The 25,458-nt window shown below is 61.6% G+C and carries 20 protein-coding genes; 14 read left to right on the forward strand and 6 right to left on the reverse strand.

The window, feature by feature from the left end:
• Window positions 1–33: 33 nt before the first annotated feature.
• Window positions 34–1,080, reverse strand: coding sequence for an ABC transporter permease (locus J5286_RS24170; RefSeq protein WP_209192316.1), 1,047 nt, complete (start codon window positions 1,078–1,080; stop codon window positions 34–36).
• A complete protein-coding gene (locus J5286_RS24175; RefSeq protein WP_209192320.1) occupies window positions 1,077–2,558 on the reverse strand; it encodes a sugar ABC transporter ATP-binding protein in 1,482 nt (493 codons plus the stop codon). Before J5286_RS24175 ends, J5286_RS24170 begins: the two co-directional genes overlap by 4 nt.
• A gap of 308 nt (window positions 2,559–2,866) precedes the next feature.
• On the opposite strand from J5286_RS24175, the gene J5286_RS24180 reads away from it, so the two are divergent.
• Window positions 2,867–3,913 (forward strand): substrate-binding domain-containing protein, encoded by a 1,047-nt coding sequence (locus J5286_RS24180; protein WP_209192323.1) that lies wholly within the window; start codon window positions 2,867–2,869, stop codon window positions 3,911–3,913.
• Window positions 3,914–3,976: 63 nt separating this feature from the next.
• Window positions 3,977–5,188, forward strand: a complete 1,212-nt coding sequence (locus J5286_RS24185; protein WP_209192325.1) for an acyl-CoA dehydrogenase family protein — start codon at window positions 3,977–3,979, stop codon at window positions 5,186–5,188.
• Between the two features lie 63 nt (window positions 5,189–5,251).
• Here J5286_RS24185 and J5286_RS24190 read toward each other — a convergent pair whose 3' ends face one another.
• Together J5286_RS24190 and J5286_RS24195 are read right to left on the reverse strand one after the other, a co-directional pair.
• Window positions 5,252–6,469, reverse strand: a complete 1,218-nt coding sequence (locus J5286_RS24190) for an SfnB family sulfur acquisition oxidoreductase (RefSeq protein ID WP_209192329.1) — start codon at window positions 6,467–6,469, stop codon at window positions 5,252–5,254.
• A gap of 114 nt (window positions 6,470–6,583) precedes the next feature.
• Window positions 6,584–7,543, reverse strand: a complete 960-nt coding sequence (locus tag J5286_RS24195; protein ID WP_209192331.1) for a hydrogen peroxide-inducible genes activator — start codon at window positions 7,541–7,543, stop codon at window positions 6,584–6,586.
• A gap of 178 nt (window positions 7,544–7,721) precedes the next feature.
• Here J5286_RS24195 and katG point away from each other — a divergent pair, with 178 nt between their 5' ends.
• Window positions 7,722–9,896 carry a catalase/peroxidase HPI gene (gene katG / locus J5286_RS24200; protein ID WP_209192334.1) on the forward strand — a complete coding sequence of 725 codons (2,175 nt, stop codon included), beginning with the start codon at window positions 7,722–7,724 and terminating at the stop codon, window positions 9,894–9,896.
• A gap of 116 nt (window positions 9,897–10,012) precedes the next feature.
• Here the strand turns inward: katG and J5286_RS24205 are convergent, their stop codons facing one another.
• The gene (locus J5286_RS24205; protein WP_209192336.1) at window positions 10,013–10,204 is read right to left on the reverse strand and encodes a hypothetical protein; all 192 of its coding nucleotides are present in this window, start codon (window positions 10,202–10,204) and stop codon (window positions 10,013–10,015) included.
• Between the two features lie 194 nt (window positions 10,205–10,398).
• Here J5286_RS24205 and J5286_RS24210 point away from each other — a divergent pair, with 194 nt between their 5' ends.
• The 3 genes from J5286_RS24210 to J5286_RS24220 all read left to right on the forward strand — a co-directional run bounded on the left by J5286_RS24210 (window position 10,399) and on the right by J5286_RS24220 (window position 15,262).
• Window positions 10,399–11,292, forward strand: coding sequence for a fructose bisphosphate aldolase (locus J5286_RS24210; protein WP_209192338.1), 894 nt, complete (start codon window positions 10,399–10,401; stop codon window positions 11,290–11,292).
• Window positions 11,293–11,612: 320 nt separating this feature from the next.
• Window positions 11,613–13,694 (forward strand): methyl-accepting chemotaxis protein, encoded by a 2,082-nt coding sequence (locus tag J5286_RS24215; protein ID WP_209192967.1) that lies wholly within the window; start codon window positions 11,613–11,615, stop codon window positions 13,692–13,694.
• 161 nt (window positions 13,695–13,855) lie between these two features.
• Complete coding sequence (locus tag J5286_RS24220; protein WP_209192339.1) at window positions 13,856–15,262, forward strand: adenylate/guanylate cyclase domain-containing protein; 1,407 nt, start codon at window positions 13,856–13,858, stop codon at window positions 15,260–15,262.
• Window positions 15,263–15,282: 20 nt separating this feature from the next.
• On the opposite strand, the gene J5286_RS24225 is transcribed toward J5286_RS24220, so the two are convergent.
• Window positions 15,283–16,017, reverse strand: a complete 735-nt coding sequence (locus J5286_RS24225) for a FadR/GntR family transcriptional regulator (protein ID WP_245206517.1) — start codon at window positions 16,015–16,017, stop codon at window positions 15,283–15,285.
• Window positions 16,018–16,305: 288 nt separating this feature from the next.
• Between J5286_RS24225 and J5286_RS24230 the strand changes: the two genes are divergently transcribed.
• From J5286_RS24230 to J5286_RS24265, 8 genes are all read left to right on the forward strand, one after another.
• On the forward strand, window positions 16,306–17,286 hold the full coding sequence (locus J5286_RS24230) for a substrate-binding domain-containing protein (protein WP_209192342.1): 981 nt from the start codon (window positions 16,306–16,308) through the stop codon (window positions 17,284–17,286).
• A 74-nt stretch (window positions 17,287–17,360) separates the two neighbouring features.
• Window positions 17,361–18,887 carry a sugar ABC transporter ATP-binding protein gene (locus tag J5286_RS24235; protein ID WP_209192344.1) on the forward strand — a complete coding sequence of 509 codons (1,527 nt, stop codon included), beginning with the start codon at window positions 17,361–17,363 and terminating at the stop codon, window positions 18,885–18,887.
• 11 nt (window positions 18,888–18,898) lie between these two features.
• A complete protein-coding gene (locus J5286_RS24240) occupies window positions 18,899–19,900 on the forward strand; it encodes an ABC transporter permease (protein WP_112536412.1) in 1,002 nt (333 codons plus the stop codon).
• Window positions 19,901–19,904: 4 nt separating this feature from the next.
• A complete protein-coding gene (locus J5286_RS24245; RefSeq protein ID WP_209192345.1) occupies window positions 19,905–20,795 on the forward strand; it encodes an aldose 1-epimerase in 891 nt (296 codons plus the stop codon).
• A 24-nt stretch (window positions 20,796–20,819) separates the two neighbouring features.
• The gene (locus tag J5286_RS24250; RefSeq protein ID WP_209192347.1) at window positions 20,820–22,445 is read left to right on the forward strand and encodes a GMC family oxidoreductase; all 1,626 of its coding nucleotides are present in this window, start codon (window positions 20,820–20,822) and stop codon (window positions 22,443–22,445) included.
• A 13-nt stretch (window positions 22,446–22,458) separates the two neighbouring features.
• Window positions 22,459–23,607 carry a galactonate dehydratase gene (dgoD, locus tag J5286_RS24255; RefSeq protein WP_209192348.1) on the forward strand — a complete coding sequence of 383 codons (1,149 nt, stop codon included), beginning with the start codon at window positions 22,459–22,461 and terminating at the stop codon, window positions 23,605–23,607.
• Between the two features lie 11 nt (window positions 23,608–23,618).
• The gene (locus tag J5286_RS24260) at window positions 23,619–24,398 is read left to right on the forward strand and encodes an SDR family oxidoreductase (protein WP_209192350.1); all 780 of its coding nucleotides are present in this window, start codon (window positions 23,619–23,621) and stop codon (window positions 24,396–24,398) included.
• A gap of 105 nt (window positions 24,399–24,503) precedes the next feature.
• Window positions 24,504–25,280: a metallophosphoesterase gene (locus J5286_RS24265; RefSeq protein ID WP_209192351.1), complete on the forward strand. Its 777-nt coding sequence runs from the start codon at window positions 24,504–24,506 to the stop codon at window positions 25,278–25,280.
• The last annotated feature ends 178 nt before the right edge of the window (window positions 25,281–25,458 follow it).

Here is a 25,458-nt window from a genome sequence, read left to right on the forward strand (position 1 = left end):
CTCCTTGGGCTATGGCGTGTCATTCGTGTTCGTTCAGGGATTGGCGCGGCCGAGGCCATAGGTGAGCGCGAGCGCGCCCGCCAGCACGGCGCCCTTGACGAAATCCTGGGTGTAATAGGGCGCATTCAGCATCGTCAGGCCGTTGAGCAGCACGCCGACGAAGACGGCGCCGACGATCGTGCCGAGCACGTTCGGGCGGCGAAGGCCCATGACGGTAAAGCCGATTAGCGATGCCGCGACGGCATCCATAAGCAGCGAACCGCCCGAGGACACGTCGCCACGCCCGACGCGGGCGGCAACGATGATGCCGCCGAGCGACGCCAGCGTTCCCGAGATCACGTAAGCCAGCGTCTTGAGACGCGTGGTAGACGCACCGGCGAGCCGGGTCGCGACTTCGTTCCCGCCCGTGGCGAACAGCAGCCTACCGATGCGCGTGCGCTCCGTCAGGACGTAGAGAACCACCGCGACCAGGATCATCAGGACGACAGCCACCGGAACGGTGCCGCCGATGCTGTAGCGGCCGATCAGCAGGAAGCGCGGATCGTAGACGCCGGGTGCCGTCGAGCCATCAGGCAGGATGAGGCCGGCCGAGATCGAGCGACCCGCGGTAGGGATCAGCTGCAGGCCTGAGAGCAGGAACATCATCGACAACGTCGCCAAGAGATCCGGCACCTTTAGCCGCACGATGACGAAGGCGTTGATGAGGCCGATGAGCGCACCGAAGGCGAGCACCAGCGGAACGGTCGCGAAAGCGTCGAGGCCTAGCACGATCATCGCGTAGCTGGCGGCCATGACGCTGGAGGCGGCGACCGCGCCTATCGATAGATCGAAGCCGCCGACGGCGAGCGTGACCGTGACGCCCGCGCCTAGAATGGCAACCACTGACACGGCCTGCAGGATGCTCATCAGATTGTTGATGTTGATGAAGGCAGGCTGTGCGGCGGTGAAGCCGATCACCAGCGCGATGAGGAGCAGGAAGACCGCGCCGGAGCGGGTCACCGCAGCCACGCGGCTCAGAAACGGACCTGTGCCCTGCGGCGAAGGTGTCTCGCCAATAGTTTCATCCTGGATGGAGCTCATGCTGGAATTCCTTCGGCAGCGGTATGGTCTTCGTGTTCTTGCGCAGGGCGGACGCTGTGGTGATCGATGATGAGGATGCGATCGGCGACCTCGAATGCCTCTTCCGGATCGGAGGTCGCGATCAGCGTGGCGCGATCGCTCCGTCCCCTGATGGCCTCGATGATGTCCTGCCGGGCGCCGACATCGACGCCCTGGAACGGCTCGTCGAGCAACAGCAGCCGGCTCGGCTCTGCTTCCCAGCGGGCAAGAACCGTCTTCTGCTGGTTGCCTCCGGAAAGGGTCCATATCGATGCGTCGGGACCGGAGGCCTTGATGCGCAGCCTCTTGATCGCCTGCTCCGCCTCACGTCGTTCGCGGTTGCCCCATAGGAAACCCCGCGGATACCATTTGCGCAGATGCGGCAGGCTGATCGTCGCCGCCACGCTGTTTCCTGGCCAAGACGGCGGCATGAGGGAAGAATGGTGCCGATCCTCGGCGGCCATGACGACACCGGCCGCAATCGCCGCGGCAGGACCGTTCGGGCGGTAGACTTGGCCGTCGAGCGTCATGGTCCCTGAGGCCAGCGTTCCGGTGCCGAAGATGGCGGACAGCAGCCGGCTCTTGCCGGCGCCGAGCACGCCGGTGATGGCGACGACCTCCCCCTCGCGGATGGATAGGTCGAATGGCGTGCTGGTGGCGAGAAGCTTGGTGTTTGCCATCTCGAAAATGACGCGGCCATTTTCCGCACGTACGCCCGGCCGCGCTGACTCCAGTTTTCGTCCGATCATCGTCTCGATCGCGGCGCTGAAGTCGATCGGTTTTTCGAAGGCGCCGACGACGCGGCCGCCGCGCATGACGAGCGCCCGATCCGCAATCGCCTGCAGGTCGGCGGTCCGGTGCGAAATATAGAGAACGGCGAGACCCTGCGCGCGCAGGCGTAGCAGGATCTCGAACAGCCGCTGGCTTTCCTCGATCGACAAACTGGCCGTCGGCTCGTCGAGGATCAGCAGGTCCGCCTTGTTTGAAAGGGCACGCGCAATCGCCACCAATTGCCTGTCGGCGGCGCCGAGGTCGGCGAAATCGCGGTCAAGCGGCAGTTCAAAGCCTACGGCGTCCAGCATGGCCTTTGCCTGCACGCGGACAACTCGTCTTGAGACGAAGAACGGCTGGCTGCGGTCGGCGAAGCGATTGAGGAGCAAGACATCGGCGACCGTCAGCCCCGGTGCGCCGACCAGATTGGTTGATTGGTGCACGGTCACGATGCCCCGCGCTGCTGCTTCCGCCGGCGTTCGCGGCGCAAAGGGCCGGCCATCAAGGGTGACGATACCGCCATCGGCGGAGAGCACGCCGGAGAGGATCTTCACGAGTGTCGATTTGCCTGCACCATTCGCGCCCATGAGCGCGACGATCTCGCCGCGGGCGATCGATAGCGAGGCACCAGACAGCGCACGCGTTGAGTCAAAGCTTCGGGATAGATTTTCAACGGAGAGCAGAGACATGGACGAACTATTGGTGAGAGGGTCGAGAGGCGAAGTTGGGGAGCATCGCCTTGATTTAAATGTATTTTACGCGCGCTACTTCGTCTTGAATTGCCCTCAACGAAACCGGCTTCATTGACGACAAGTTGCACCGGAACCCGGTGTCGCGACAGGCAAAGCGTTTCCCGCCCTGCACGCAAACCGCACAAAGTTTTTCCTGTTCAGCGGAAATATCGGAGCAATTTGTCTACTAAAAACGTAGAAAATATACCCTAATGAAAATGCGGGAGAAAAGCCGCGGACAATTTTGACCTTTTGAGGAGCGCATCATGAAGACCTTCACCCGCCTGGCGCTTTCTGCCGCCGCGATCTCGTTCGTCGCCTTGAGTGGTGCTCACGCCGAAGGGTTGGCTGGCGCGCCGGCGCCATTCGACAAGGGCGGCGTCAAGCTTGCCCTGATCAGCTACATCTCGGCAGGCGACTTCTTCCAGGCCTATCAGGCTGGCGCACAAGCGCAGGCGAAGGCGCTCGGCATTGACTTGCGCGTCTTCCCCGGCCGCCAGAACGCCGCCGAACAGCGCGAGCAGATCCTGCAGGCCGTCAACCTCGGCGTTCAGGGTATCGTCGTTGACCACGGTCTGCCGGAATCGCTCGGCGACGTCGTGCAGCAGGCGCTCGACAAGGGCGTGAAGGTTGTCGCCTTCGACGTCAATTTGAACAATCCCAAGATACCGCAGGTCGAGCAGAGCGATCGTGAGCTTGCCAAGCAGGCGCTCGAACAGGCGGTCAAGGAAAACGGAGCGAGCTTCAACGCCGGTTACGTCTATGTCGCCGGTTTCGCGCCGCTCGACCGCCGCAACGAGGTCTGGGAAAAATTCAAGGCCGATAACAAGGGCGTTGTCGAGAAGGCGCGCTTCGGCAATGTGAGCGACACGACCGCGACATCGACGGCGGACCAGGCGAAGGCGGCGCTGACGGCAAATCCCGACATCAGCGTCGTCTTCGCTCCCTATGACGAGTTCGCGCGCGGCGTGAAACTGGCGGCCAACGACCTCGGCATCGCATCCAAGCTGAAGATCTATTCCGCCGATGTCTCCACCGCCGATATTCAGGAGATCACCGAGGAGGGAAGCCCCTGGGTGGCGACCGTCGCGACCAATCCTGCCGTCGTCGGCGCCGTATCCATTCGCGCCGCGGCCCTGCAGATTGCCGGCGAAGAAGTTCCCCACAACATCACGGTGAAGCCGACCCTGTTGACGCAAGCGGCGCTGAGGTCGGCGAACGTCAAGACGATCGAGGATCTCGCGAAGAAGCTGCCCGAGTTCAACACCAGCGATGTGGTGACCGCTCCCTGGATCCCGGCGAAGCTTTTCTGACCGCAGGCACGCCAGTCCGGCAGATCACCTGCCGGACTGCTCTATTCTCAATGGGAGTTTTCGATGAGCCAATCCAATGTCATTCATGTCGCGGCGCGAGGCGCGACAAGGGCCGAGCTTTTCGCGCGGGCGGAGGAGATTTCAGCCGACCTCGCGAGCCGAGGCGCCGAACTCGACCGTGACGGCCGCCCGCCGCTCAAAGAGATCGTCAAGCTCAAGAATGCGGGGCTGCTCAACGCGCTGCACGCCCCGGCAATCGGCGGAGGCGGCCTCGACTGGGTCGACGGCTTGAAGCTCGTTCGCATCCTGGCCCGTGGAGAAAGCTCGATCGGACAGCTGCTCGGCTATCACTTCGTCAACAGCCAGTACATCTACTGGGCGATCGAGGACGCGGCTCGCGCCAATGCACTTGGGACCGAAACGGTCGCCAAGGGCCTCTACTGGGGTGCCGCCGTCAATCCTCGCGATCCTGGCCTCACGCTGACGCGACGCGGCAACGGCTATGTGCTGAACGGCCGCAAGTCCTTCTCCACGGCGGCGCGGATCTCCGACTATATCAACGCCAATGCCACGCTGGACGGAAAGATCGCGAGTTTCGCTGTACCCACTAATCGGCCGGGCTATATCGCCAACGACGACTGGGACAATATCGGCCAGCGTCTCTCCGACAGCGGCAGCGTCGAGTTTCGGGACTTCCCCGTTTACGAGGAGGATCTGATTGGCGCACCGACGGAGGAGGGAGCAGCACCCGCGGTGCTGGCAAGCTTCAACACACCGCTGATCCAGCTTGTTTTCGTGAACTTCTATCTCGGCACCGCCGAAGGTGCTCTTGCGCAGGCGGTCGACTATGTCAGGACGACCACGCGCCCCTGGGTCACGTCGGGTGTCGCCCGCGCACAGGACGATCCCTACATCCTCGAGCGTGTCGGAGAGTTTACGGCGTCGGTGAAGGCCGCCGCTGCCTTGGCGGATCAGGCGGCCGGTGCGGTCCAGGCTGCGCTGTCTCGTGGCGCCGACGTCACGGCGCGCGAGCGCGGGGAAGCGGCCGCCGAGGCCTATGCCGCCAAGGTGCACGCCACCAATGTGTCGCTCGACATCACCTCCCGCGTATTCGAGCTGACAGGTGCCCGCTCGACGGCGCAATCCTATCGTTTCGACCGCTACTGGAGAAATGTTCGAACGCACACGCTGCACGATCCCGTCTTCTACAAGGCCAAGGAAGTCGGTGAGTTCGTTCTGAACGACAAGATCCCCGAAGTCAGCCTCTATAGTTAAACAGTGGTCCTCCCGACCCTAGCTAGATAGCCCCGTCGCTCGCGGCGGGGCTATCTTCGTCGATCAGAGCGCACCGCTTCGTGGTGGTATTGCGCCGTTGAGATGATAGTTGCCGACAACATGGTATTTCCAGCGCACCGGATCGTGCAGCGTGTGCGTCCTTGCGTTACGCCAGTGGCGGTCGAGGTTGAGCCCGGTGCTCGTGGATGCCGTGCCGGCAAGTTCGAAGAGCGCGTTGGAGGCGTCGAGCGCGATCTCCGATGTCAACACTTTCGCCGCTGCCACGGCGAGTGTCGCTGCAACGACGTTCTCTTCGGTCGTGTCGATCTGGGCGATGTCCACCTTGTTTCCAGCGCGTTCGACCAGCGCGGACGCCGCCTCCAGCCGGATGGCGAGCTCGCCGGCCTTGGCGATGGTCAGCGGATCGTCGGATGCCCTGGTGACACCGCTGTCGGTCCAAGGCCGCGATCGTGTCTTCACGAACTCGATCATTTCTGAGAAGGCTGCGCGCGCAATGCCAAGATCGATCCCGGCGTGGATGATCTGCCCCACCGAACCGATCGTCGTCGGGCGCTCGAAACCTTTGTGATGGTGCACGACGGCATCGGCCGGGACGTAGACATTATCAAGCACGGTCGTGCCGCTGCCGGTCGTGCGTTGCCCGAAGCCATCCCAATCATCGACGATCTCTACCCCATCGCTTCCTTTCTGCACGAAAGACATTGTCAGTCGATCGTTCTCGTCCAATGCGAAAACCGTGATCCAGTCGGCAAATATGACGCCGGTCGAATAGAACTTGCGGCCATTGATACGATAGCCGAGCCCGTCACGGACAATTCGGGTGTTGTAGTGGCCGACAGTCTTGGTGCCGCGCTCGGACAGCGCGTTGCCGAACCGGTCGCCGGCAAGCGCGCGTGCGAAGAAGAAGCGTTTCTGTTCTTCGGTGCCATCCGTTCGAAGCGCTTCAAGAATGTAAAAATGATTCTGGGGGATCTGGCCGATCGATGCGTCTGCTTCGGCCAGAATGGCGGTCACCTCGGCAAGCACGCCGTTTGAGACGTCGATGCCGCCATATTCGGGGGGAACAGTAATTGCCAGAAGACCTGCGCGCGATAAGGCATCCAGCTCACGGTGAGGAAGCAGGCGCTCCTGATCGCGCAGGGAAGCGTCGATTTTGAAGCGTGCTGCCAGCGTCCGCGCGGCCGAGATCGCTTCTTCTTCGCTGGTCAGATGCGTCGTCACGTCCCCAATCCCGTCCTTCTGATGTGATATCTTGTCCATCTCTCTCTCCAAAGCCGATGAGATAGGGGTGCAAGATGTCTCGATTAAAAAGAAGAATATTAAATCTATAAACTAATGGCGCAATGAAATGTCTTTGCGCCGTCGCATGGCATTTCAACCCGCAAGGGTAAGCCGCGACGATGCCTGGTCGCGCACGCCGGGGAGCCCGCCAAATTCCCGCGTCTTGCGGGTGCCTGCGTCGCGAACAATCTCTGCGATTGCGTGGAACTGAGAGGCCAGCGGATTGGTCTTGCGCCAGACCATGCCGATGTTGCGGAAGGGGCGGGGCTCCAACAGACGAAACACGCTGACATCGGCCGAGCGCGTTTCCGTACGGACCGCCATCTGCGGCAGGAGCGTCACGCCGATGCCGGCGCCGACCATCTGAACCAGCGTGGTGAGAGAGCTTCCTTCCATCAATTCGCGCGGGGGTGCGGCGGCGATGTTGCAAAACGAGAGCGCCTGCTCGCGGAAGCAATGTCCTTCCTCCAGCAAGAGGAGACGCATCTCATGTAGCATTTCCGAACTCGGCACGGGTTTGTCCGCGTCCTCGATAGGGCGGACGAGAACGAACTCCTCGTTGAATAGCGGAACCTCCTCAAGCGTCGGTTCGGACACGGGGAGGGCGACGATTGCTGCGTCTAATCTCGCCTCGTACAGATCCTCGATCAACCGCTGGGTTACCGCCTCACGTGGACGCGGATCAAGCCCGGGGTAACGCTGCGTGAGCGTTTTGATCACATCGGGCAGAAGATAGGGGGCAATCGTCGGAATGACGCCGATGCGAAGCCGGCCCGAAAGCGTCGTCTGCGTGGCGCGTGCGAGGTCGGCGAGGTCGTCGACCGAGCGCAGGATGGCACGCACGCGCTCTGCAAACTCCTCGCCCAGGCTGGTCAGGCGGATCTGCCGGCCACCGCGCTCCACGAGCGGAGCGCCGATCAGTTCCTCAAGCTCGCGGATCTGCACCGATAGTGCAGGTTGCGAAATAGCACAGGCCTCGGCGGCGCGGCCAAAGTGCCCTAATCGCGCAAGGGCCTCAAAATAACGCAGGTGTTTCATGGATAGACCAATCATAACCAAAACCTATCAGCCTGTTCAGAATATACAATTGGAATTTATCGACGGCGTCCCTTACTTCCTATCTCGGGACTTGAGCCAGACAGCTGGTTAGGTCACCCCGCGCAGCATTTCTTGCGCAAGGAACAATTGGCACGCGACGCCAACCCGAGTTCGAATTTTAGGGAGAGTGAACGTGGACACAAAGACACCATCGGCCGGCAAGTGTCCGGTCATGCACGGCGGCAACACGGCGCTTGGCAAATCGGTCACGCAGTGGTGGCCGAACGCGCTGAACCTTGACATCCTGAGCCAGCACGACACCAAGACCAATCCGCTCGGCAAGGATTTTAACTATCGCGAAGAGCTGAAGAAGCTCGATGTAGAGGCGCTAAAGAGCGATCTGCGCGCACTGATGACCGAAAGCCAGGAATGGTGGCCGGCCGACTGGGGGAGCTATGTCGGTATGATGGCGCGCGTCACCTGGCACGCGGCCGGTTCCTATCGCGCGGCAGACGGTCGTGGCGGCGCCAACACCGGCAACCAGCGTTTCGCTCCGCTGAATTCGTGGCCGGATAACGTCAACACCGACAAGGGCCGCCGCCTTCTCTGGCCGATCAAGAAGAAGTATGGCAACCGGATTTCCTGGGCCGACCTGATCGCGCTTGCAGGCACGATCGCCTATGACGTTGCCGGCCTGAAGACCTTCGGTTTCGGTTTCGGCCGCGAAGATATCTGGCAGCCGGAAAAGGACGTCTATTGGGGTGACGAGCAGGAATGGCTCGCGCCGAGCGATGGTCGCTATGGCGATGTCGCCAAGCCAGCTACGCTGTCGAACCCGCTCGCGGCCGTCCAGATGGGTCTGATCTACGTCAACCCCGAGGGCGTCAACGGCAAATCCGATCCGCTGGCCACCGCCGCGCAGATGCGCGAAACCTTTGCCCGTATGGGTATGGACGACGAGGAAACCGTGGCGCTGACCGCCGGCGGTCATACCATCGGCAAGAGCCACGGCAACGGTAACCCCGCCGACCTCAGCGCCGATCCTGAGGCGGCTGGTCCGGAAGCCCAGGGCCTCGGTTGGATGAACACCAAGGGCCGCGGCATCGGCCGGAATACCGTCGTGTCGGGCATCGAGGGCGCCTGGACCACTGAGCCGACCAAATGGGACAACGGCTTCTTCGAAATGCTGTTCAAGCATGAATGGCATCTGGTGAAGAGCCCGGCAGGCGCCACCCAGTGGGAGCCGATCTCGATCGCCGACGCCGACAAGCCTGTCGACGTGGAAGACCCGAGCATCCGCCTGAACCCGATGATGACGGACGCCGACATGGCGCTTCGGGTAGACCCGATCTACCGCGAGATCTCGCTGCGCTTCCGCGACGATTTCTCCGCGTTCTCGGATGCCTTCGCTCGCGCCTGGTTCAAGCTGACCCACCGCGACATGGGCCCGAAGGCGCGCTACATCGGCCCCGATGTTCCTTCGGAAGACCTGCTCTGGCAGGATCCGATCCCGGTCGGCAGCACGAGCTACGACGTTGCAGCCGTCAAGGCGAAGATCGCCGCATCCGGCCTCTCCGTCGCCGACCTCGTCAGCACGGCGTGGGACAGCGCCCGCACCTTCCGCGGTTCGGACAACCGCGGCGGTGCCAACGGTGCCCGCATTCGGCTGGCGCCGCAGAAGGACTGGGCCGGCAACGAGCCTGAACGCCTTGCCCGTGTTCTCGCCGTGCTCGAACCGATCGCTGCCGCAAGCGGCGCTTCGGTTGCCGATGTCATCGTTCTCGCCGGTAACTACGGTGTCGAACAGGCCGCCAAGGCTGCTGGTTTCGACATCCAGGTGCCGTTCTCGGCCGGCCGTGGCGACGCCACCGCCGAACAGACCGATGCCGAGAGCTTCGCACCGCTGGAACCGCTGGCTGACGGTTTCCGCAACTGGCAGAAGGAGCACTATGTGGTCAGCGCCGAGGAACTCCTCCTCGACCGCGCTCAGCTGATGGGCCTGACCGCACCTGAGATGACGGCGCTCGTCGGTGGCCTGCGCGTCATCGGCGCCAACCACGGCGGCAGCAGCCATGGCGTCTTCACGTCGAAGGTCGGCGCGCTCACCACGGACTTCTTCGTTACGCTGACGGACATGGCCTATTCTTGGGTCCCGACCGGCCGCAACTCGTACGAAATCCGTGATCGCAAGACCGGTGCCGCCCGCTTCACCGCGACCCGCGCCGATCTCGTCTTCGGTTCGAACTCGGTGCTGCGCGCCTATGCAGAAGTCTACGCCCAGGACGACAGCAAGGAGAAGTTCGTGAAGGACTTTGTTGCTGCCTGGGCGAAGGTGATGAATGCAGACCGCTTTGATCTGACCGCCTAAGGCGCAGGGTCTACTTACAGACCTCGAAAAGAACCTCCCCGCTTGCGGCTTCATGCGGGGAGGTTTTCCGTTTCATGGGGCGGATATCGTCGTGTCTATCGACGTAGAGCTGCCCGTTAGCCTTTGCCACCACTTGCTGGCTGCACCGCCGATTTGGCGGTGCTTTTATCCTTGCTCGGCGATACCTTGTGAGCGGGATCTGTGCCTGCATGCTCGCGTGCATGGGCTTCGGGTCCAGCAACGATCACACCATTCTGATCTTCGTCCACATGCTCTTTCGCCCGGCGGTTTGTGACGTCCTTGGCCATCGTCTCGGTCTCCTTTCGCGATACCTCGCACGTTAATGACCGGCAACGAGCCTTGTTCCATGCGGCCGCAGAAAGCGTCGACACAAGGAGGTGGCCGTTTGCTTAGGAATATGAGACGTTGCTTTTGCACCGGGTTGCTCAGCCTGGTCGGAGGTCGTCTTCCGAGACGTGCGAAATGCAGCAGGGAGGAAATAATGCCAGATGCAAGAATGATGTCCCAGATGGCTGAAAAGGCGGGTTTTATCGCTGCTCTCGATCAGAGCGGCGGATCGACGCCGGGCGCTTTGCGCCTCTACGGCATTGCGGATACGGACTACGGCAATGAAGATGAGATGTTTCGCCTGGTGCATGAGATGCGCGTGCGCATCATGACCGCGCCGGCATTCTCAGGCGACAAGGTGATCGGCACCATTCTTTTCGAAAGAACCATGGACGGAGACGCCGAGGGCAAGCCGGTTCCCGCGTTTCTCTGGGAAGACCGTGGTGTCGTTCCGTTTCTCAAGGTCGACAAGGGACTGGCAGCCGAAGTCAATGGCGTTCAGGTCATGAAGCCGATGCCGGAGCTCGACGGCTTGCTGGAGCGGGCCGTCAAGAAGGGCATCTTCGGCACCAAGATGCGCTCCGTGATAACCCACGCCAACCGGGCCGGTATCGCCGCCGTCGTGCACCAGCAGTTCACCGTGGGGCAGCGCATCATTGGCCACGGCCTCGTTCCGATCATCGAGCCTGAGGTCTCGATCAAGAGCCCGACCAAGCGCGAGGCGGAGGTGATCCTGCGCGAAGAAATCCTGCGCGAACTCGACGCTTTGCCGGCGGATCAGAAGGTCATGCTCAAGCTTACGCTGCCGAGCGTCGACGACTTCTACAAGCCGCTTGTCGACCACAAGTCGGTCATCCGCGTCGTCGCCTTGTCGGGTGGCTACAGCCGGGCAGAGGCTTGCGAAAAGTTGAGCCAGAACCGCGGCATGATCGCAAGTTTCTCAAGAGCGCTGGCGGAGGATTTGCGTGTCACGATGAGCGATGCTGAATTCGATCGCAATATGCAGGAGGCCATCAATCAGATCTATGCGGCAAGTGCCGTGAAGTGAGGTCGAGGCAGCCACCATTTGGATCGTCTGATGGTCAGGGATAAGGGCGTTTGATCGACTGGGGATTGCTTCCCATTCGATCGAAAGTCTGACCCAGGCCCTATCCGGCGCGGCTTGTGAAACGCCATTTGGCTTATCTGAGCAGCCAAAGTTGAGTTGCTAAAAGGCTGCGCGCGCCAGGGTTACTTTCTTTGCAAAATCACGAAACTTTCATCCCCGGTTTGTGAATGCTTAACGTCATAGGTGATGTAAGCGCCGGACAAAATTGCCGGGGGTGTGTCGTGACCTTTCTTTCAAACTTGAAAATTGCCCATCGCGTGATGCTGCTTGCTTTGGTCGCACTGATCGGGATTGTCGCGATTTCCGCCATCTTCATCGGTCAGCGACAAGTCGAGGCCCGCTATCGCCAGACCGCCGACGGTTTGGCAAGACAGCAACGTGATATCGCAACCGCGCGGGACGATATTCGCGATACCCTGCTGTGGGAAAAGGAATTCCTTCTCACGCGGCAGCTCGGCACAATCGAAGATTTCGACAAAGCCCTCCAAAGGGCTAACTCGGTGATTGATCGCCTGAAGGGTGATGCGCAGCCCCAACAGGCTGCGAAGCTTGAGGCTTTGAGTGGCGCGCTGCGCGCCTATGCCGGTACGTTTTCGGCGCTCGTGGCAAAGGACAAGGAATTGGGACTTGATCAGTCCCAGGGCCTCGAAGGCGCCATGCGCGAGGCTGTGCACTCGATCGAAGGCCAACTCGAAGGCGTGGCGGATGCCGAGCTGAAGGCAAGCATGTTGATGATGCGGCGACACGAGAAGGATTTCATTCTGCGCCGAAATCCGGATTACCTTGCCAAGCACACCGCTGAAGTCGCGACGTTTACCGAACTGATGAAGAAGGCCTTCCGGCCCGGCGCACAGCGCATGCGCGCCACCGAAGCGCTCTCGGTCTACCAGAACGCGTTCCGGCTCTACGGCAAGGCGACACTTGAGGAGGCCTCCGCGCGGGAGGCGGTCAGTGCCGCCTATTCAGCGGTGCAGCCGGTGCTTTCCGACATTATCGAAAACTACGCCGCGGCAGAGACCGCGACGCTTGCTGAGAATGATCGCGTCGGTCAGCGCAATATCACGATCGTGATTGCGTTGATCGCCGCTGCGATCGGTCTAATCCTGCTCAGCGTATGGCTGATCGGCCGCTCGATCAGCGGGCCGATCCTGATGATCACGGCGGCGATGCGCCGGCTGGCCGATGGAGACACGCAGCAGACTGCGCCCGGTGCCGCAAGGCGCGACGAGGTGGGTGCCATGGCGAAGGCACTCGAAGTGTTCCGGCAGCAGGCGATTACTGCCGCCGCGCTTGAGGCTGAGGCTGTCGCCGCCCGCAGGGATGCAGAGGCGAACCGCGCTCAAATGCAGGAACGGGCCGAAACGCTGGCACGCGAACGACTGCTGCAGGCAACCGGCGACCTTGGCGCCGGTCTCAAGCGACTGGCGGCTGGCGATCTCTCCTTCCAGCTTGTGGAACCCTTCGCACCGGACTTTGAGAGCCTGCGTGGCGACCTGAATGCGACGTTGAGACAGCTGGCCGAGGTGATGGGCGAGATCATGCTGTCCAGCCATTCCATCGACAACGGCACCCAGGAAATCAGCAGCGGCGCAAGCCAGTTGGCGCAGCGAACGGAACGCCAGGCAGCATCGCTTGAGCAAACTGCCGCAGCACTCGACGAGATAACGGCCAATGTCTCGAATGCGACGAAGCGTGTCGAGGATGCCCAGCAGGTTGCGCGTGAAGCCAATGACAGCGCGTCGAAGGGGGCCGTCCTTGTCGATGAGGCGGTCTCCGTGATGGAGCGGATCGAAGGGTCGTCGAAGCGGATTGCAAGCATCATCGCAACGATTGATCAGATCGCTTTCCAGACCAACCTGCTTGCGCTCAACGCCGGCGTCGAGGCGGCCCGTGCCGGCGAGGCCGGACGTGGGTTCGCTGTCGTGGCACACGAGGTTCGCGAACTGGCGCAGCGATCTGCTAATGCGGCCAAGGAAATCAAGGCTCTGATCGACGGTTCGACGCTGGAAGTGGAAGAAGGCGTGCGCGCCGTCAGGGATACGGGCGAGGCCCTTCATGGCATCGGCAGGCACGTTGTCGCCATCAACCAGCATATGGAGGCGATCGCCTTGTCCTCGCGCGAACAGAGCATCGGTTTGGTCGAGATCAACACGGCCATGAACGGCATGGATCAGGACACCCAGCAGAACGCCGCCATGGTGGAGGAGAGCAATGCCGCCTCCGCTGTGCTTGCAGGAGAAGCCAACCGCCTGCGCGAACTCGTCTCGGTATTCAAGGTCACTGCCGATAACAGGTACGAGCCGGCTACTGAGCTGCGGTTGGTCGGCGGCGGGCGGCGCTAAGCTGGGTCGCTCGCGTGGTTGCGGATCAGTCAGCTCGAGCAGGAGCGGCTGAGCCCGTAGCTTCACTCACATTAGCGATACTCGATGTATTCCCTGCATCGGCGTGATATGATGACTCCATTGGCGATGTCCGCTGTCGATTGTCCATATGGAATAGTCACATGAGCGATGTCGAGACCTTGTTCGCCGCCCTGCGACAGGCGGCTGACTCAGAGGCTGTCGCGTGCATCGAGGCGGCCGTCGCGCGTGACGCTGATCGCGACCTAAATCGTATCAACGTGCTCGCCTTTGCTTGTAGACACCAGCTTAGCGAGGAGCGCACGATCGCCGCATTTCTGCATGCGGCGCGTCTCGGCATCTTCGACATGACATGGAACGTGCTCTGTCCTGGCTGCGGCGGGGTGCTCGATACCGGGGCAAGCCTCAAGGGTGTCGTCCACGATGTCTATCACTGTGGACTATGTGCCGCCGGTTATGAGCCGACGCTCGACGAGATGGTGGAGGTGACATTCACCGTGAACCCGCGGGTGCGTCGCATCGCTGCGCACGATCCCGATCTCCTGCCGCCGCTCGAATATTATCGGCAGATGTTCTTCAGCTCCGGCGTCGATCTGCCTGATGATCTCGAAGAAAAGTTCGCGCCTATACAAATGGAGATGATCGACCTGTCTCCCGGCGAAAAGGCCTTCGTCTCGCTTCAGTTGCCCGCTCAGTTCGTCATCATTTTCGACGCTGTCACGCACTCGGCGCAATTTATCGATGTCCAGGGCGAGCCCACCAGCGAGCGTCAGTCGCTGTCGATGGTCATCACCCAGAGCCATGCGCTCAACGAGACGATCACGCTGCGTCCCGGCCTGCTCCGGCTGGCGCTTGAGAACCACACCGACCGCAGAGTGGTGCCGAATGTCTGTGTCGCCGGCGACGAACTGCATGATCTCCTGGGACGTCGGCGACCGTTCCTGACAGCCAAGCGCCTGCTGACCAACCAGAGTTTTCGCGACATATACCGGACCGACACGCTCGACGTCGATCAGCGTCTGAAAATAACCAGCCTGACTTTCCTGTTCACCGACCTCAGGGGATCGACAGCACTCTACGAGCGCGTGGGCGACATCGCCGCATTCGATCTCGTCCGGTCGCATTTCCGCGTTCTCAACGAGATCGTCGCCTCCGAGACAGGCGCAGTGGTTAAGACGATAGGGGACGCCGTGATGGCAAGCTTCCCGACACCCGATCGCGCCGTGGCAGCTGCCTTGCGGATGCGCGAGGCCATGCTGCGCCTGAACGCCGAGCACGGCGCAGACGATCTTCTCCTGAAGATCGGCATCCACGAGGGTTCGTGCCTCGCGGTTAATCTGAACGATCGCCAGGATTATTTCGGCCAGACGGTCAACATCGCCTCACGTGTCCAAGGTCTCGCCGACCCGAACGTCATCATGACCACGGAGGCCGTGGTGCACGACAGCCGTGTGTCGGAGATGCTCAGGGAGCTGAGCGTTCATTCCGTGTCGCGCATGGCCGCGCTTCAAGGCATCGGTCGTGAGGTCAAGATTTTCGCCCTGTCCTGATCGCTGCCAGCCTATCCTGTTCAGGACGGGCGCTTCAGGGCCTCTGTAATCTCGGCGCGCGCGACGCCGATCAGCGTTTCCATCGCCCGGCGGGCATTGTCTGGATTGCGCATGCGGATTGCCTCGAGCACGTCCTGGTGCTTCTGGATCGCCTGCTCGTGCGATTGGCTCGCGCGGTTGGTCAGCCGGAAACTGGCCAGCAATGCTGCGCGGATCGCGCTGGCGAATTGGCGGTAGACCCAGTTGCCGCTGGCATTGATGATCGCCGTATGGAACTCGAGGTCGGCGCGGCTCCATTCCTCGTTGTCGCGGGCGTTCGCATCGACCATATCCTCGAAGGCCTGGGCGATCCGGGCGAGTTGCTTGGCGGTGGCTTTCGTCGCCGCATGGGCGGCGGCGGCGGGTTCGAGCAGTTGCCGGGCATCGATCAGCGAGGTGTAGAACGCCTCGTCGCCGCCGATTTCAAGCATCACGTCGAGCACCAGCGGGTCGAGATAGTTCCAGTTCTCTCGGTGCAACACGATCGTCCCGGCGCGGGTGCGCGAGCGCACCATGCCGAGCGCGCCGAGATACTGCATGGATTCGCGCAGGCTCGTGCGGCTGACGGCGAATTGTTCGGTCAGTTCCGCCTCATTGGGCAGCGTCGAACCCTCGGCGAATTCGCCGGACACGATCATGTGCACGAGACGCGACAGCAGGGACTCGCGAACGGTCCTTTTTCCACGGGAGGCAATCTCGACGCCACCTTCTGTCAACTTCCTGTCCGTTTGCGGTATCGCCACAGATTTGTCTCCGATTCCATCGGTCTCAGCTTGCTGCCAGCCAAAGACCAGTCAAGCGTGAGTGTCGAAAAATACGATTTATAGGCGCAACTGTCCCCCGCTGAGAAATCTTTAGCACAGGATAGCTGTATAAAAACACATCTTATAAAAAATAAATCCTATTTATATTGACATTAGTAAGACCAGGAATATGGTTGGCGTGGCTGGAGGAGCCGGGCGGGTCCGCGTTCCTGACACCATCAGATCTCAAGGGAGGGAGCGATGAAGCTCATTACGCGCGCCACCATGCTGGCACTTGGAACATTCGCGGCAGCCGGGCTCTCGCCCGCTTTCGCACAGGACAAAGACCTGAAAGTCGGCGCGATCTATATGGATGCCCAAGGCTTCTACGCCGGCGTCCGCAAGGGCATCCAGACCGGTGCCAACGAAGCCGGCCGCAAGCTTGATGTCATCGAAACCAATGCGCAGGGCGACGCCAGCAAGGAATCGTCCTTCATCGATTCTCTCATCTCTTCCGGCGTTCAGGCGATCATCGTTTCCCCGGTTTCCGCCGATGGTTCCTCGCGCGCCATCCGCCGCGCGCATGACGCGGGCATCCCTGTCGTCTGCTACAACACCTGCCTGAACGACGCCGACATGAAGGAGTACATCTCCGCCTACGCCGTCGGTGATCCCTATGATTTCGGCCACAAGCTCGGCGAAGCCGCCGCTGACTATTTTATCGCCGAGAAGAAAGACGCACCGAAGATCGCCGTTCTGAACTGCGAATTCGTCGAGGTCTGCGTGACGCGCCGCAAGGGCTTCGAGGAAGCGCTGAAGGCCAAGGTGCCGGGCGCGCAGATCGTGGCCAACCAGGAGGGCGCGATACTCGACAAGGCTGTCTCCGTCGCCAGCACCATGCTGTCGTCGAACCCTGATATCGATGCATTCTTCGGCGAAGCCGGCGGTGCGACACTTGGTGCGGCGCGTGCCGTCAAGAGCCAGGGCAAGGCCGGCCAAGTCGCGGTTTTCGGCGGTGACATGACGACCGAGATCGCCCAGGAACTCTCCGACTTCACGGTCATCAAGGCTGTTGTCGACATCTCGGGCCAGGGCCTCGGCAAGCTGGCGCTCGCTCAGGCAATCAAGTCCGTCGATGGCCAGGCGCCTGCCGACATCAAGGTTCCCTACGACATCGACGTTTACAAGTCTTCCGAAGACGGCAAGGCCTGGCTGAAGGCCCATGCCGACGGTATTCCGTGAGGCCCAGGGCCTGAGTTTCGCGACAATCGAGGCCGCCAGGCGACTGGCGGCATCTTTCATCGGTGGAAAGTTTCATGACACAGACATCACGTTCGCCCGAGTTCGCTCATCGTCCGATCGCATCCATCAAGGGGTGCACGCGCCGCTATCCCGGCGTGCTCGCGCTCGACAACGCGACATTCCAGGTGGCCGGCGGTGAGGTGAGGGCGCTGCTCGGCAAGAACGGCGCGGGCAAGTCGACGCTGATCCGCATGCTGACCGGCGCGGAAATTCCAGATAGCGGCACCGTCGAGGTCGATGGCGAGGAACTGCGCCACTCTGGCTCCGGCCGTGCGCAGGACGCCTTCGATAAGGGCGTTCGCGTCGTCTACCAGGAACTCAGCCTTGTTCCGGGCATGACGCTCGCCGAAAACCTGTTTCTTGGACGCTGGCCGCGAAAGAGCGGCGTTATTCAGTATTCGCGGATGGAGGCGGAGGCGTCCGAAGCGATGGGCCGGCTCGGTCTCGACCGCGCGCCTAACACGCTGGTGGCAAGCCTGAGCCCCGCCGAACGTCAGCTGCTCGAGATCGCGCGCGTTCTCCTAGGAAAGCCGAAGCTCGTCATTCTCGACGAGCCGACGAGTTCGCTTGCTGCGGCCGAGGCCGAGAAGGTCATGGCGGCGGTCACGCGCATCGCGTCCGAGGGCATCGCCGTCATCTATGTCAGCCACCGCATGAACGAGATCCGCCAGATCGCGCATTCGGCCACCGTCATGCGTGACGGGCGCATCATCGACACCGTCGACGTGAAGGGCGCTGACACGCGCGAGATCGTCCGGCTCATGCTGGGTTCGGAAGGATCGCAGGCGGCGGCGCTGGAAGACAGAAGCCAGGAAAAGACCGTGCTTGAGGTCCGCAACCTCGTGCTGGCACCGAAGCTGAGCTCGGTCTCGTTTCACCTGAAGGCGGGCGAGGTTCTTGGCATCGCCGGGTTGCTGGGCGCAGGCCGGACGGAACTGCTGCAGGCACTCATGGGTGTGCGGCGCCAGGATCAGGGCGATGTGCTTGTCGACGGCACGTCAGTCCGGCCCGGCCACTACAAGCGCATGCTGTCGCGCGGTTTCGGCTACACACCGGAAAGCCGCAAGGAAGAAGGCATCGTCCCGCTTCTCGGCGTCGACGAAAACACGCTTGCGACAAACTTTTCCGGCGTCAGCAAAAGCGGCGTTCTCTCGGCAAGGATGATGGCTGAGGCGACGCGCAAGGTCATCGAACGGCTGCACGTCAAGACTGCGCGCACCGATACGCCGATCGGCACGCTGTCGGGCGGGAACCAGCAGAAGGTCGTTATCGGCCGCTGGGTCTATGCCGACAGCCGCGTTTTGCTGCTCGATGAACCGACCCGGGGCGTCGATGTGGAAGCCAAGGCGCAGATCTATGCGATCATCCGCCAGCTTGCGGCCGAAGGGCGCAGCGTCATCTTCGTCTCCAGTGAGATCGAGGAATTGCCGCTCGTCTGCGACCGCGTGCTGGTCTTGCGCGACGGAACGCTCTGCGAAGAATTCAAATCACCAAACATCGATCAGGACGCCTTGATGGCTGCCTGCATCGCCGGACATTGAGGAGAGACGCGATGTCACTCGACCAGGCTGCAACGTCAGCATCATCAAGCAAGAAGTCGGGCTTCAGCTTTTCCCAGCACATGAACGAGCTGAGCCTCTTCGTCGCCATCGTCGTTCTTTATGTGGTCTTCACATCGACGGCCAACGGCTTCTTGTCCTTCAACAACCAGATCAACATCCTGCGCGACGCCGCGACGATCGGCATCGCGGCCTGGGCGGCGACCTTGATCATCATCGCCGGCGAGATCGACGTCAGCGTCGGGCCGATGGTGGCGTTCATTTCGGTGGTTCTGGCGTTCTTGCTGCAATGGGGCGTGCCGACGCCGGTGGCTTTCGCGCTGTCGATCGTCATCGGCGCACTGCTCGGCTCGATCGCGGGTGCCCTTCGCGCCTATTTCGACGTTCCCTCCTTCGTCGCGACGCTTGGTCTCTGGAGCGCGCTTCGCGGAACCGCGCTGTTCGTCACCGACGCGCTTCCTGTCTCGATCGGCCGCAACGACACGCTCGACGCGCTCGACCGTTCCGTGCTCGGCATTCCGCCGGCCGCAATCATCATGCTGGTCTTCTTCGCGATCTTCGCCTTCGTCAGTCGCAAGACCGCTTTCGGGCGCTCCGTCTTCGCTATCGGAGGCAATGCGCATGCAGCGTTCTTGAGCGGCATCAGCGTCTCGAAGATCCGCGTGGCGCTGTTTGCGATCGCCGGCGCCATGGCCGCCATCTCGGGCATTCTTCTTGTCTCCCGCTTGGGCTCGGGTAACGCCACTGCGGCGAACGGGCTTGAGTTCGACGTTATCGCGGCCGTGGTCGTCGGCGGCACGTCGCTCTCCGGCGGGCGGGGCTCCATGCTCGGCACGCTGCTCGGCGTTCTCGTCATCACGCTCATCGGCAACGGTCTTGTCCTGCTCGGCATCAATCCGTTCTTCCAGCAGGTCGTGCGCGGTCTCATCATCGTCATCGCCGTGCTCGCCAATATCCAGGCGATCAAGCGTAGCATGTCGCGCAACAAGGGCTGATGCGATGACCGTACTCGATCTGAAATCCGGATCGCTTTCGCTTCGCGTCTCGTCCAACGGAGGCCTGGTCCTGGGCTTCTGGAAGGAGACGCAGGGCGAAAGCGTACCGCTCCTGCGCCCGGCGCCATCGATGGAGGCGGACGCACTCTCGTCCGCCTGCTATCCGCTCGTTCCCTTCGGCAACCGCGTCCGCGACAACCGCTTCGTCTTCGAAGGGGCGGACTATCGGTTCGAGCCGAACACCGAATGGGACAGGCATTATCTCCACGGCGAAGGCTGGCAGGCCGATTGGACGATCGATCGGCAGACCGATGATATGGTCGAGATGAGCTTCGCCCATCGCGGCGGTGCGACACCTTACGTCTACCGCGCAAGCCAGCGCTTCGCGCTCGACCCGTCCGGCCTGACGATGACGCTGACGGTCGACAATCGCGGCGAAGAGGCCATGCCCTTCGGTCTCGGCTGGCATCCTTATTTCCCGATGACGCCGAAAACGACGCTTCAGGCGCGGTCGCAGAAATTCTGGACCGAGGTCGAGGGCTGGCTGCCGGGCGAGCGGACGGATATCCCTGCTGATCTCGACTTTAGCGCGCCGGCTGAGCTGCCGCATCGCTGGGTCAACAATGGCTTCGAAGGCTGGGACGGCAAGGCGAAAATCGCCTGGCCCGAGCGGCGGACCGCCTTGTCGCTTGAGGTCGACCCCGTCTTCAAGCACGCCTTCGTCTTCGTGTCCGACACCGGCTTCGATCCGAGCTTCAAGCGTGATTATTTCTGCTTCGAGCCGATGACGCACCTGGCGGATGGCCATCACCTCGCCGATCTTGGTGATCTGAAGGTGCTGGCGCCGCATGAAAGCCTCTCGGGCAGCGTTCGTCTGCGCCCCGAGGCGATTTGAGACTATCAAGACCGGAGTTGGTGAATGTCCGCGAAAGACCGTTACGACTACATCATTATTGGCGGCGGAAGCTCCGCCTGCGTGGTCGCGGCCAAGTTGGTGCGAGAGGGGAAGGCGAAGGTTCTGATGCTTGAGCGGGGGCCGGCGAAGGCGAACCCGATCATGCATTTTCCGGCCGGCTACATGAAGTTCCTCGCAAAGGATACTTATCTCGCCATGCACCAGACAAAGCCGCAGCCGCAGCTCGACGGGCGCGGACCGATCGTGCCGCAGGGCAAGGTTCTGGGCGGCGGCAGTACGGTCAACGCCATGGTCTACATGCGCGGCCAAGCGGCCGATTTCGATCTGTGGAACGAGCTTTCCACGCCTGAGGGATCGAACGACGATGCCTGGTCGTACCGGGACCTATTGCCGTACTTCAAGGCACAGGAAGACAACGACCATCTCGCTGGCGAGTTTCACGGCGTCGGCGGCCCGCTGAAGATCTCCCATCTCGGGCATACCAGCCCGATGACGCGGACCTATGTGAAGACGCTCCAGGGCATGGGCATTCCCTACAACCCGGATTTCAACAGCGCCCGGCAGTTCGGCGTCGGCTTCATGCAGCACACGATCGACTGGAAGACGCGCAAGCGTTCGAGCGCCGTGGACGCCTTTTTGGCACCTGTAATGAACGATCCGCTACTGACCATCGAAACGGGCGCCACCGTCACCTCGCTTGATATGGACGGCGACCGTGTCACCGGCGTGCGCTACATGCAGAACGGCACGCCGAAGCACGCAGAAGCCGGAAACGAGGTCATCCTGGCGGCCGGCGCCTACCAGACGCCGAAGCTGATGATGCTCTCGGGCATCGGCCCCGAAGACGAGCTGAAGCGCCATGGTCTGAAGACGACCGTCGCGTTGTCAGGCGTCGGCAGAAATCTGCAAGATCATTACGAGTGCCCTGTCGTCGCGACCACGAAGGGATCGTTCGGCTATTACGGGCAGGATCGCGGCTGGCCGATGATCAAGGCCGGGTTGCAATATCTCATGTTCAAGTCGGGCCCGGTGTCCACCACCGGCGTCGAAACCTGCGCCTTCTACGATCCTGATGGCAACAACGAGCGGCCGACCATCCAGATGTTCTGCGTGCCGACGGTCTATCTCGATCGCGATGTGATGGGCACCGATCCGGGCGACGGGGTGACGATCAACTCGCTGCTGCTTCGTCCCAAGGCGCGAGGTTCCGTCACGCTGTCGTCGAGCGACCCCTTCGCCAACCCAATCGTCGATACGCAGATTTTCGCGCATCCCGACGATCTGCGACTGACGATGGCGAGCTTCCGCTTTGCCCGCACGGTGCTCGATGCGTCTCCGATGAAGGAGCTCATCGACAAGGAAATCTTTCCCGGCCCCGACGTCACCAGCGACGATGCCATCTCCGCCCATTGCAAGCGCACCGTCAAGACCGGCTACCACCCTGTCGGAACCTGCAAGATGGGCGCGGACAGCGATCCGGAAGCCGTGCTCGACACGCAATTGCGGGTCCGCGGCACGCGCGGCCTGCGCGTCGTCGATGCCTCCTTGATGCCTGCCATTGTCAGCGGCAACACCAACGCAGCGGTTCTCGCCGCCGCCGGCAAAGCCGCCGACCTCATTCTCAGCTAACGCGAGTAAGACCATGAAGATAACAAAGCTCACGACCTATATCGTCCCGCCGCGCTGGCTGTTTTTAAAAATCGAGACCGATGAAGGTATCGTCGGCTGGGGCGAGCCCGTGGTCGAAGGCCGGGCGCTCACCGTCCAGGCGGCGGTTCATGAACTCGAGGACTACCTGATCGGCAAGGACCCGTTCCTGATCGAGGATCACTGGACGGTCATGTATCGCGGCGGCTTCTATCGCGGCGGCGCCATCCACATGAGCGCCATCTCGGGCATCGACCAGGCGCTGTGGGACATCAAGGGCAAGGCGCTCGGCCAGCCCATCCACTCGCTGCTCGGCGGCCAGGTGCGCGACAAGATCAAGGTCTATAGCTGGATCGGCGGCGACCGGCCGGCCGACGTCGCCCGTAATGCGAAGGACGTGGTCGCGCGCGGCTTCAAGGCGATCAAGCTCAATGGCTGTGAGGAAATGCAGATCGTCGACAGCAATGAGAAGATCGACAAGGCCGTCGCAACAATCGCGACGATCCGCGAGGCGATCGGGCCGAATGTCGGCATCGGCGTGGATTTCCACGGCCGCGTGCACAAGCCGATGGCAAAGGTTCTGGCCAAGGAACTGGAGCCCTACAAGCTGATGTTCATCGAGGAGCCGGTCTTGTCCGAGCACCGCGAGACGCTGAAGGAGATCGCCAACCATTGCTCGACGCCGATCGCACTGGGCGAGCGTCTCTATTCGCGCTGGGACTTCAAGTCCGTTCTTTCGGATGGCTACGTGGATATCATCCAGCCGGATCTGAGCCACGCTGGCGGCATCACCGAATGCCGCAAAATCGCGGCGATGGCAGAAGCCTATGACGTCGCCGTCGCGCCGCATTGCCCGCTCGGCCCCATCGCGCTCGCCGCCTGCCTGCAGCTCGATGCGGTCAGCTACAATGCCTTCATCCAGGAGCAGAGCCTCGGCATCCACTACAACAAGAGCAATGACATTCTCGACTATATCTCCAACAAAGAGGTGTTCCACTATGCCGATGGCTTCGTATCGATCCCACAGGGGCCTGGCCTTGGCGTCGAGGTGGACGAAGCCTATGTGATCGAGCGTGCGAAGGAAGGCCACCGCTGGCGCAACCCCGTCTGGCGTCACGAGGACGGCAGTTTCGCCGAGTGGTGAGGGTATCAGTCATGTCCAATCGTCTGCTCGACAAACGTATAATGATTACCGGCGCGGCGCAGGGCATCGGCCTTGCGATCGCAAATGCCTTCGCGCGCGAAGGCGCCAGCCTGTTTCTGATCGATCGCGACGAGGCGTTGCTTCAGGAGGAAGCGGCGAAGCTGAAGGGCGAGGGGTACCAAGTCGGCGCTCGTTCGGCCGATATCACCGATGCGAAGGCGATCGTCGCGGCTGTCGCCGAGGGGGAAGCCGAGATCGGTCGGATCAACGCACTGGTCAACAATGCCGGCGTCAACGTGTTCTCCGAGCCGCTGGACACGAGCGACGAGGAATGGAACCGCTGCTTCGACATCAATCTCAAGGGTGCGTGGAACTGCTCCAAGGCGGTTCTGCCCGGGCTGATCGATCAGGGAGGCGGCGTGATCCTCAACATCGCCTCGACCCACGCCTTCACCATCATCCCGCATACCTTCCCATATCCACTGGCAAAGCATGCCCTGCTTGGCATGACCAAGTCGCTGGGGCTCGAATACGCGCCGAAGAACGTCCGAGTGAATGCGCTCGCGCCCGGCTATGTCGCGACCCAGAAGGTCATCGACTACTGGAACGGCTTTCCCGATCCGGAGGCGGCGAAGGCCGAGACGATGAAGCTGCATCCCAATGGACGCATCGCCACGCCGGAGGAGATCGCCATGGCAGCGGTGTTCATGATTTCGGACGAATGCCCGTTCATGAATGCTACATGCCTGACGGTGGATGGCGGCCTAAGCGTTCAGCAACATCCTGCCTGATCCCTACCTACCTAAGCACCTTGCGTTAGCATCGGCCGGTAGCATAGACCTGTGTCGTGTCAAACGTCAGCGGGGCGATATATGCCCCGGGAGAAAATGCCCGATATGACTGATCATGCGCCGTCCGATATCTATGCAGTTGGTGACATTCATGGACGCGCTGATCTGCTTGAGGCTCTACTCAGCCACATTGCCACCGTCTCCAGTGAACGCCGATCGAAGCCGATCATGATCTTCCTCGGTGATCTGATCGATAGAGGCCCGCAAAGCCCCGCTGTGCTTGATCTGGTCGCCGCCACACTTGAGCAGTACCCCGGTTCGCATCTCATCCTCGGCAACCACGACTTCTATCTGCGCTCATTGCTCCGCGAGGAATTGTCCCCCGCGGACGCCGTCAACTGGATGGATTGGGGAGGTGTCGCAACCGTCAGTGCCTATTCCCGGCGGCCGGTGCCGGATTTCAAGGGTATTGCCGCGGATATCCGGAGCGCGTTCCCGCACCATGCCGTTCTGCTCGACAACGCGCTGACTTATAGGCACATCGGCAGTTTCTGTTTCGTGCATGCCGGAATCCGTCCCGGCCTTCCATTGGTGGAACAGGACGAATACGACCTGCGCTGGATCCGGGCAGGCTTTCTCGACCACGTCGACCCGTTCGACCATATTGTCGTGCATGGCCATACGATCACAAACTCGCTGCATCCCGAAATCTACGACAATCGTATCGCGCTCGATACCGCAGCATACAGAACCGGTCGTCTGAGCGCTGCGGTTATCCGGCAAGACAAGCTGTCGCATTTCGTCTGCACGGCGCTGAACGCGCGTGGGGCGATTTCAGTCGAAGAGCGGCCTGCCAGCGATATTGTTCGCGCTGCTTCTTGACCCAGAAGCGAAGTCTATTGGAGATCGGTCGCAGGCCGACCGATCTTATGGCACGCAACGAATGTCCCGTTTGCGGCCACTTCCGGGTTGTTGAACCCGGTTGAAGGCGTACGGCCGGCCGTTCGTTAAAGTTTCGTTAGCCACCTTGATTGGCGCCCTACCGACCTCGGGAACCGAC

The sequence above is a fragment of the Rhizobium sp. 16-488-2b genome (assembly GCF_017741815.1).
GTDB lineage: Bacteria > Pseudomonadota > Alphaproteobacteria > Rhizobiales > Rhizobiaceae > Rhizobium.

What these genes read in the sequence shown, in the direction of transcription:
- J5286_RS24180 (WP_209192323.1), top strand. Translation starts at nt 2,867, where the DNA reads ATGAAGACCTTCACCCGCCTGGCGCTTTCTGCCGCCGCGATCTCGTTC.
- J5286_RS24195 (WP_209192331.1), bottom strand. Translation starts at nt 7,543, where the DNA reads ATGATTGGTCTATCCATGAAACACCTGCGTTATTTTGAGGCCCTTGCG.
- J5286_RS24170 (WP_209192316.1), bottom strand. Translation starts at nt 1,080, where the DNA reads ATGAGCTCCATCCAGGATGAAACTATTGGCGAGACACCTTCGCCGCAG.
- J5286_RS24185 (WP_209192325.1), top strand. Translation starts at nt 3,977, where the DNA reads ATGAGCCAATCCAATGTCATTCATGTCGCGGCGCGAGGCGCGACAAGG.
- J5286_RS24235 (WP_209192344.1), top strand. Translation starts at nt 17,361, where the DNA reads ATGACACAGACATCACGTTCGCCCGAGTTCGCTCATCGTCCGATCGCA.
- J5286_RS24215 (WP_209192967.1), top strand. Translation starts at nt 11,613, where the DNA reads ATGCTGCTTGCTTTGGTCGCACTGATCGGGATTGTCGCGATTTCCGCC.
- J5286_RS24240 (WP_112536412.1), top strand. Translation starts at nt 18,899, where the DNA reads ATGTCACTCGACCAGGCTGCAACGTCAGCATCATCAAGCAAGAAGTCG.
- J5286_RS24260 (WP_209192350.1), top strand. Translation starts at nt 23,619, where the DNA reads ATGTCCAATCGTCTGCTCGACAAACGTATAATGATTACCGGCGCGGCG.
- J5286_RS24205 (WP_209192336.1), bottom strand. Translation starts at nt 10,204, where the DNA reads ATGGCCAAGGACGTCACAAACCGCCGGGCGAAAGAGCATGTGGACGAA.
- J5286_RS24190 (WP_209192329.1), bottom strand. Translation starts at nt 6,469, where the DNA reads ATGGACAAGATATCACATCAGAAGGACGGGATTGGGGACGTGACGACG.
- J5286_RS24230 (WP_209192342.1), top strand. Translation starts at nt 16,306, where the DNA reads ATGAAGCTCATTACGCGCGCCACCATGCTGGCACTTGGAACATTCGCG.
- J5286_RS24250 (WP_209192347.1), top strand. Translation starts at nt 20,820, where the DNA reads ATGTCCGCGAAAGACCGTTACGACTACATCATTATTGGCGGCGGAAGC.
- J5286_RS24245 (WP_209192345.1), top strand. Translation starts at nt 19,905, where the DNA reads ATGACCGTACTCGATCTGAAATCCGGATCGCTTTCGCTTCGCGTCTCG.
- J5286_RS24210 (WP_209192338.1), top strand. Translation starts at nt 10,399, where the DNA reads ATGCCAGATGCAAGAATGATGTCCCAGATGGCTGAAAAGGCGGGTTTT.
- J5286_RS24175 (WP_209192320.1), bottom strand. Translation starts at nt 2,558, where the DNA reads ATGTCTCTGCTCTCCGTTGAAAATCTATCCCGAAGCTTTGACTCAACG.
- dgoD (WP_209192348.1), top strand. Translation starts at nt 22,459, where the DNA reads ATGAAGATAACAAAGCTCACGACCTATATCGTCCCGCCGCGCTGGCTG.
- J5286_RS24220 (WP_209192339.1), top strand. Translation starts at nt 13,856, where the DNA reads ATGAGCGATGTCGAGACCTTGTTCGCCGCCCTGCGACAGGCGGCTGAC.
- J5286_RS24265 (WP_209192351.1), top strand. Translation starts at nt 24,504, where the DNA reads ATGACTGATCATGCGCCGTCCGATATCTATGCAGTTGGTGACATTCAT.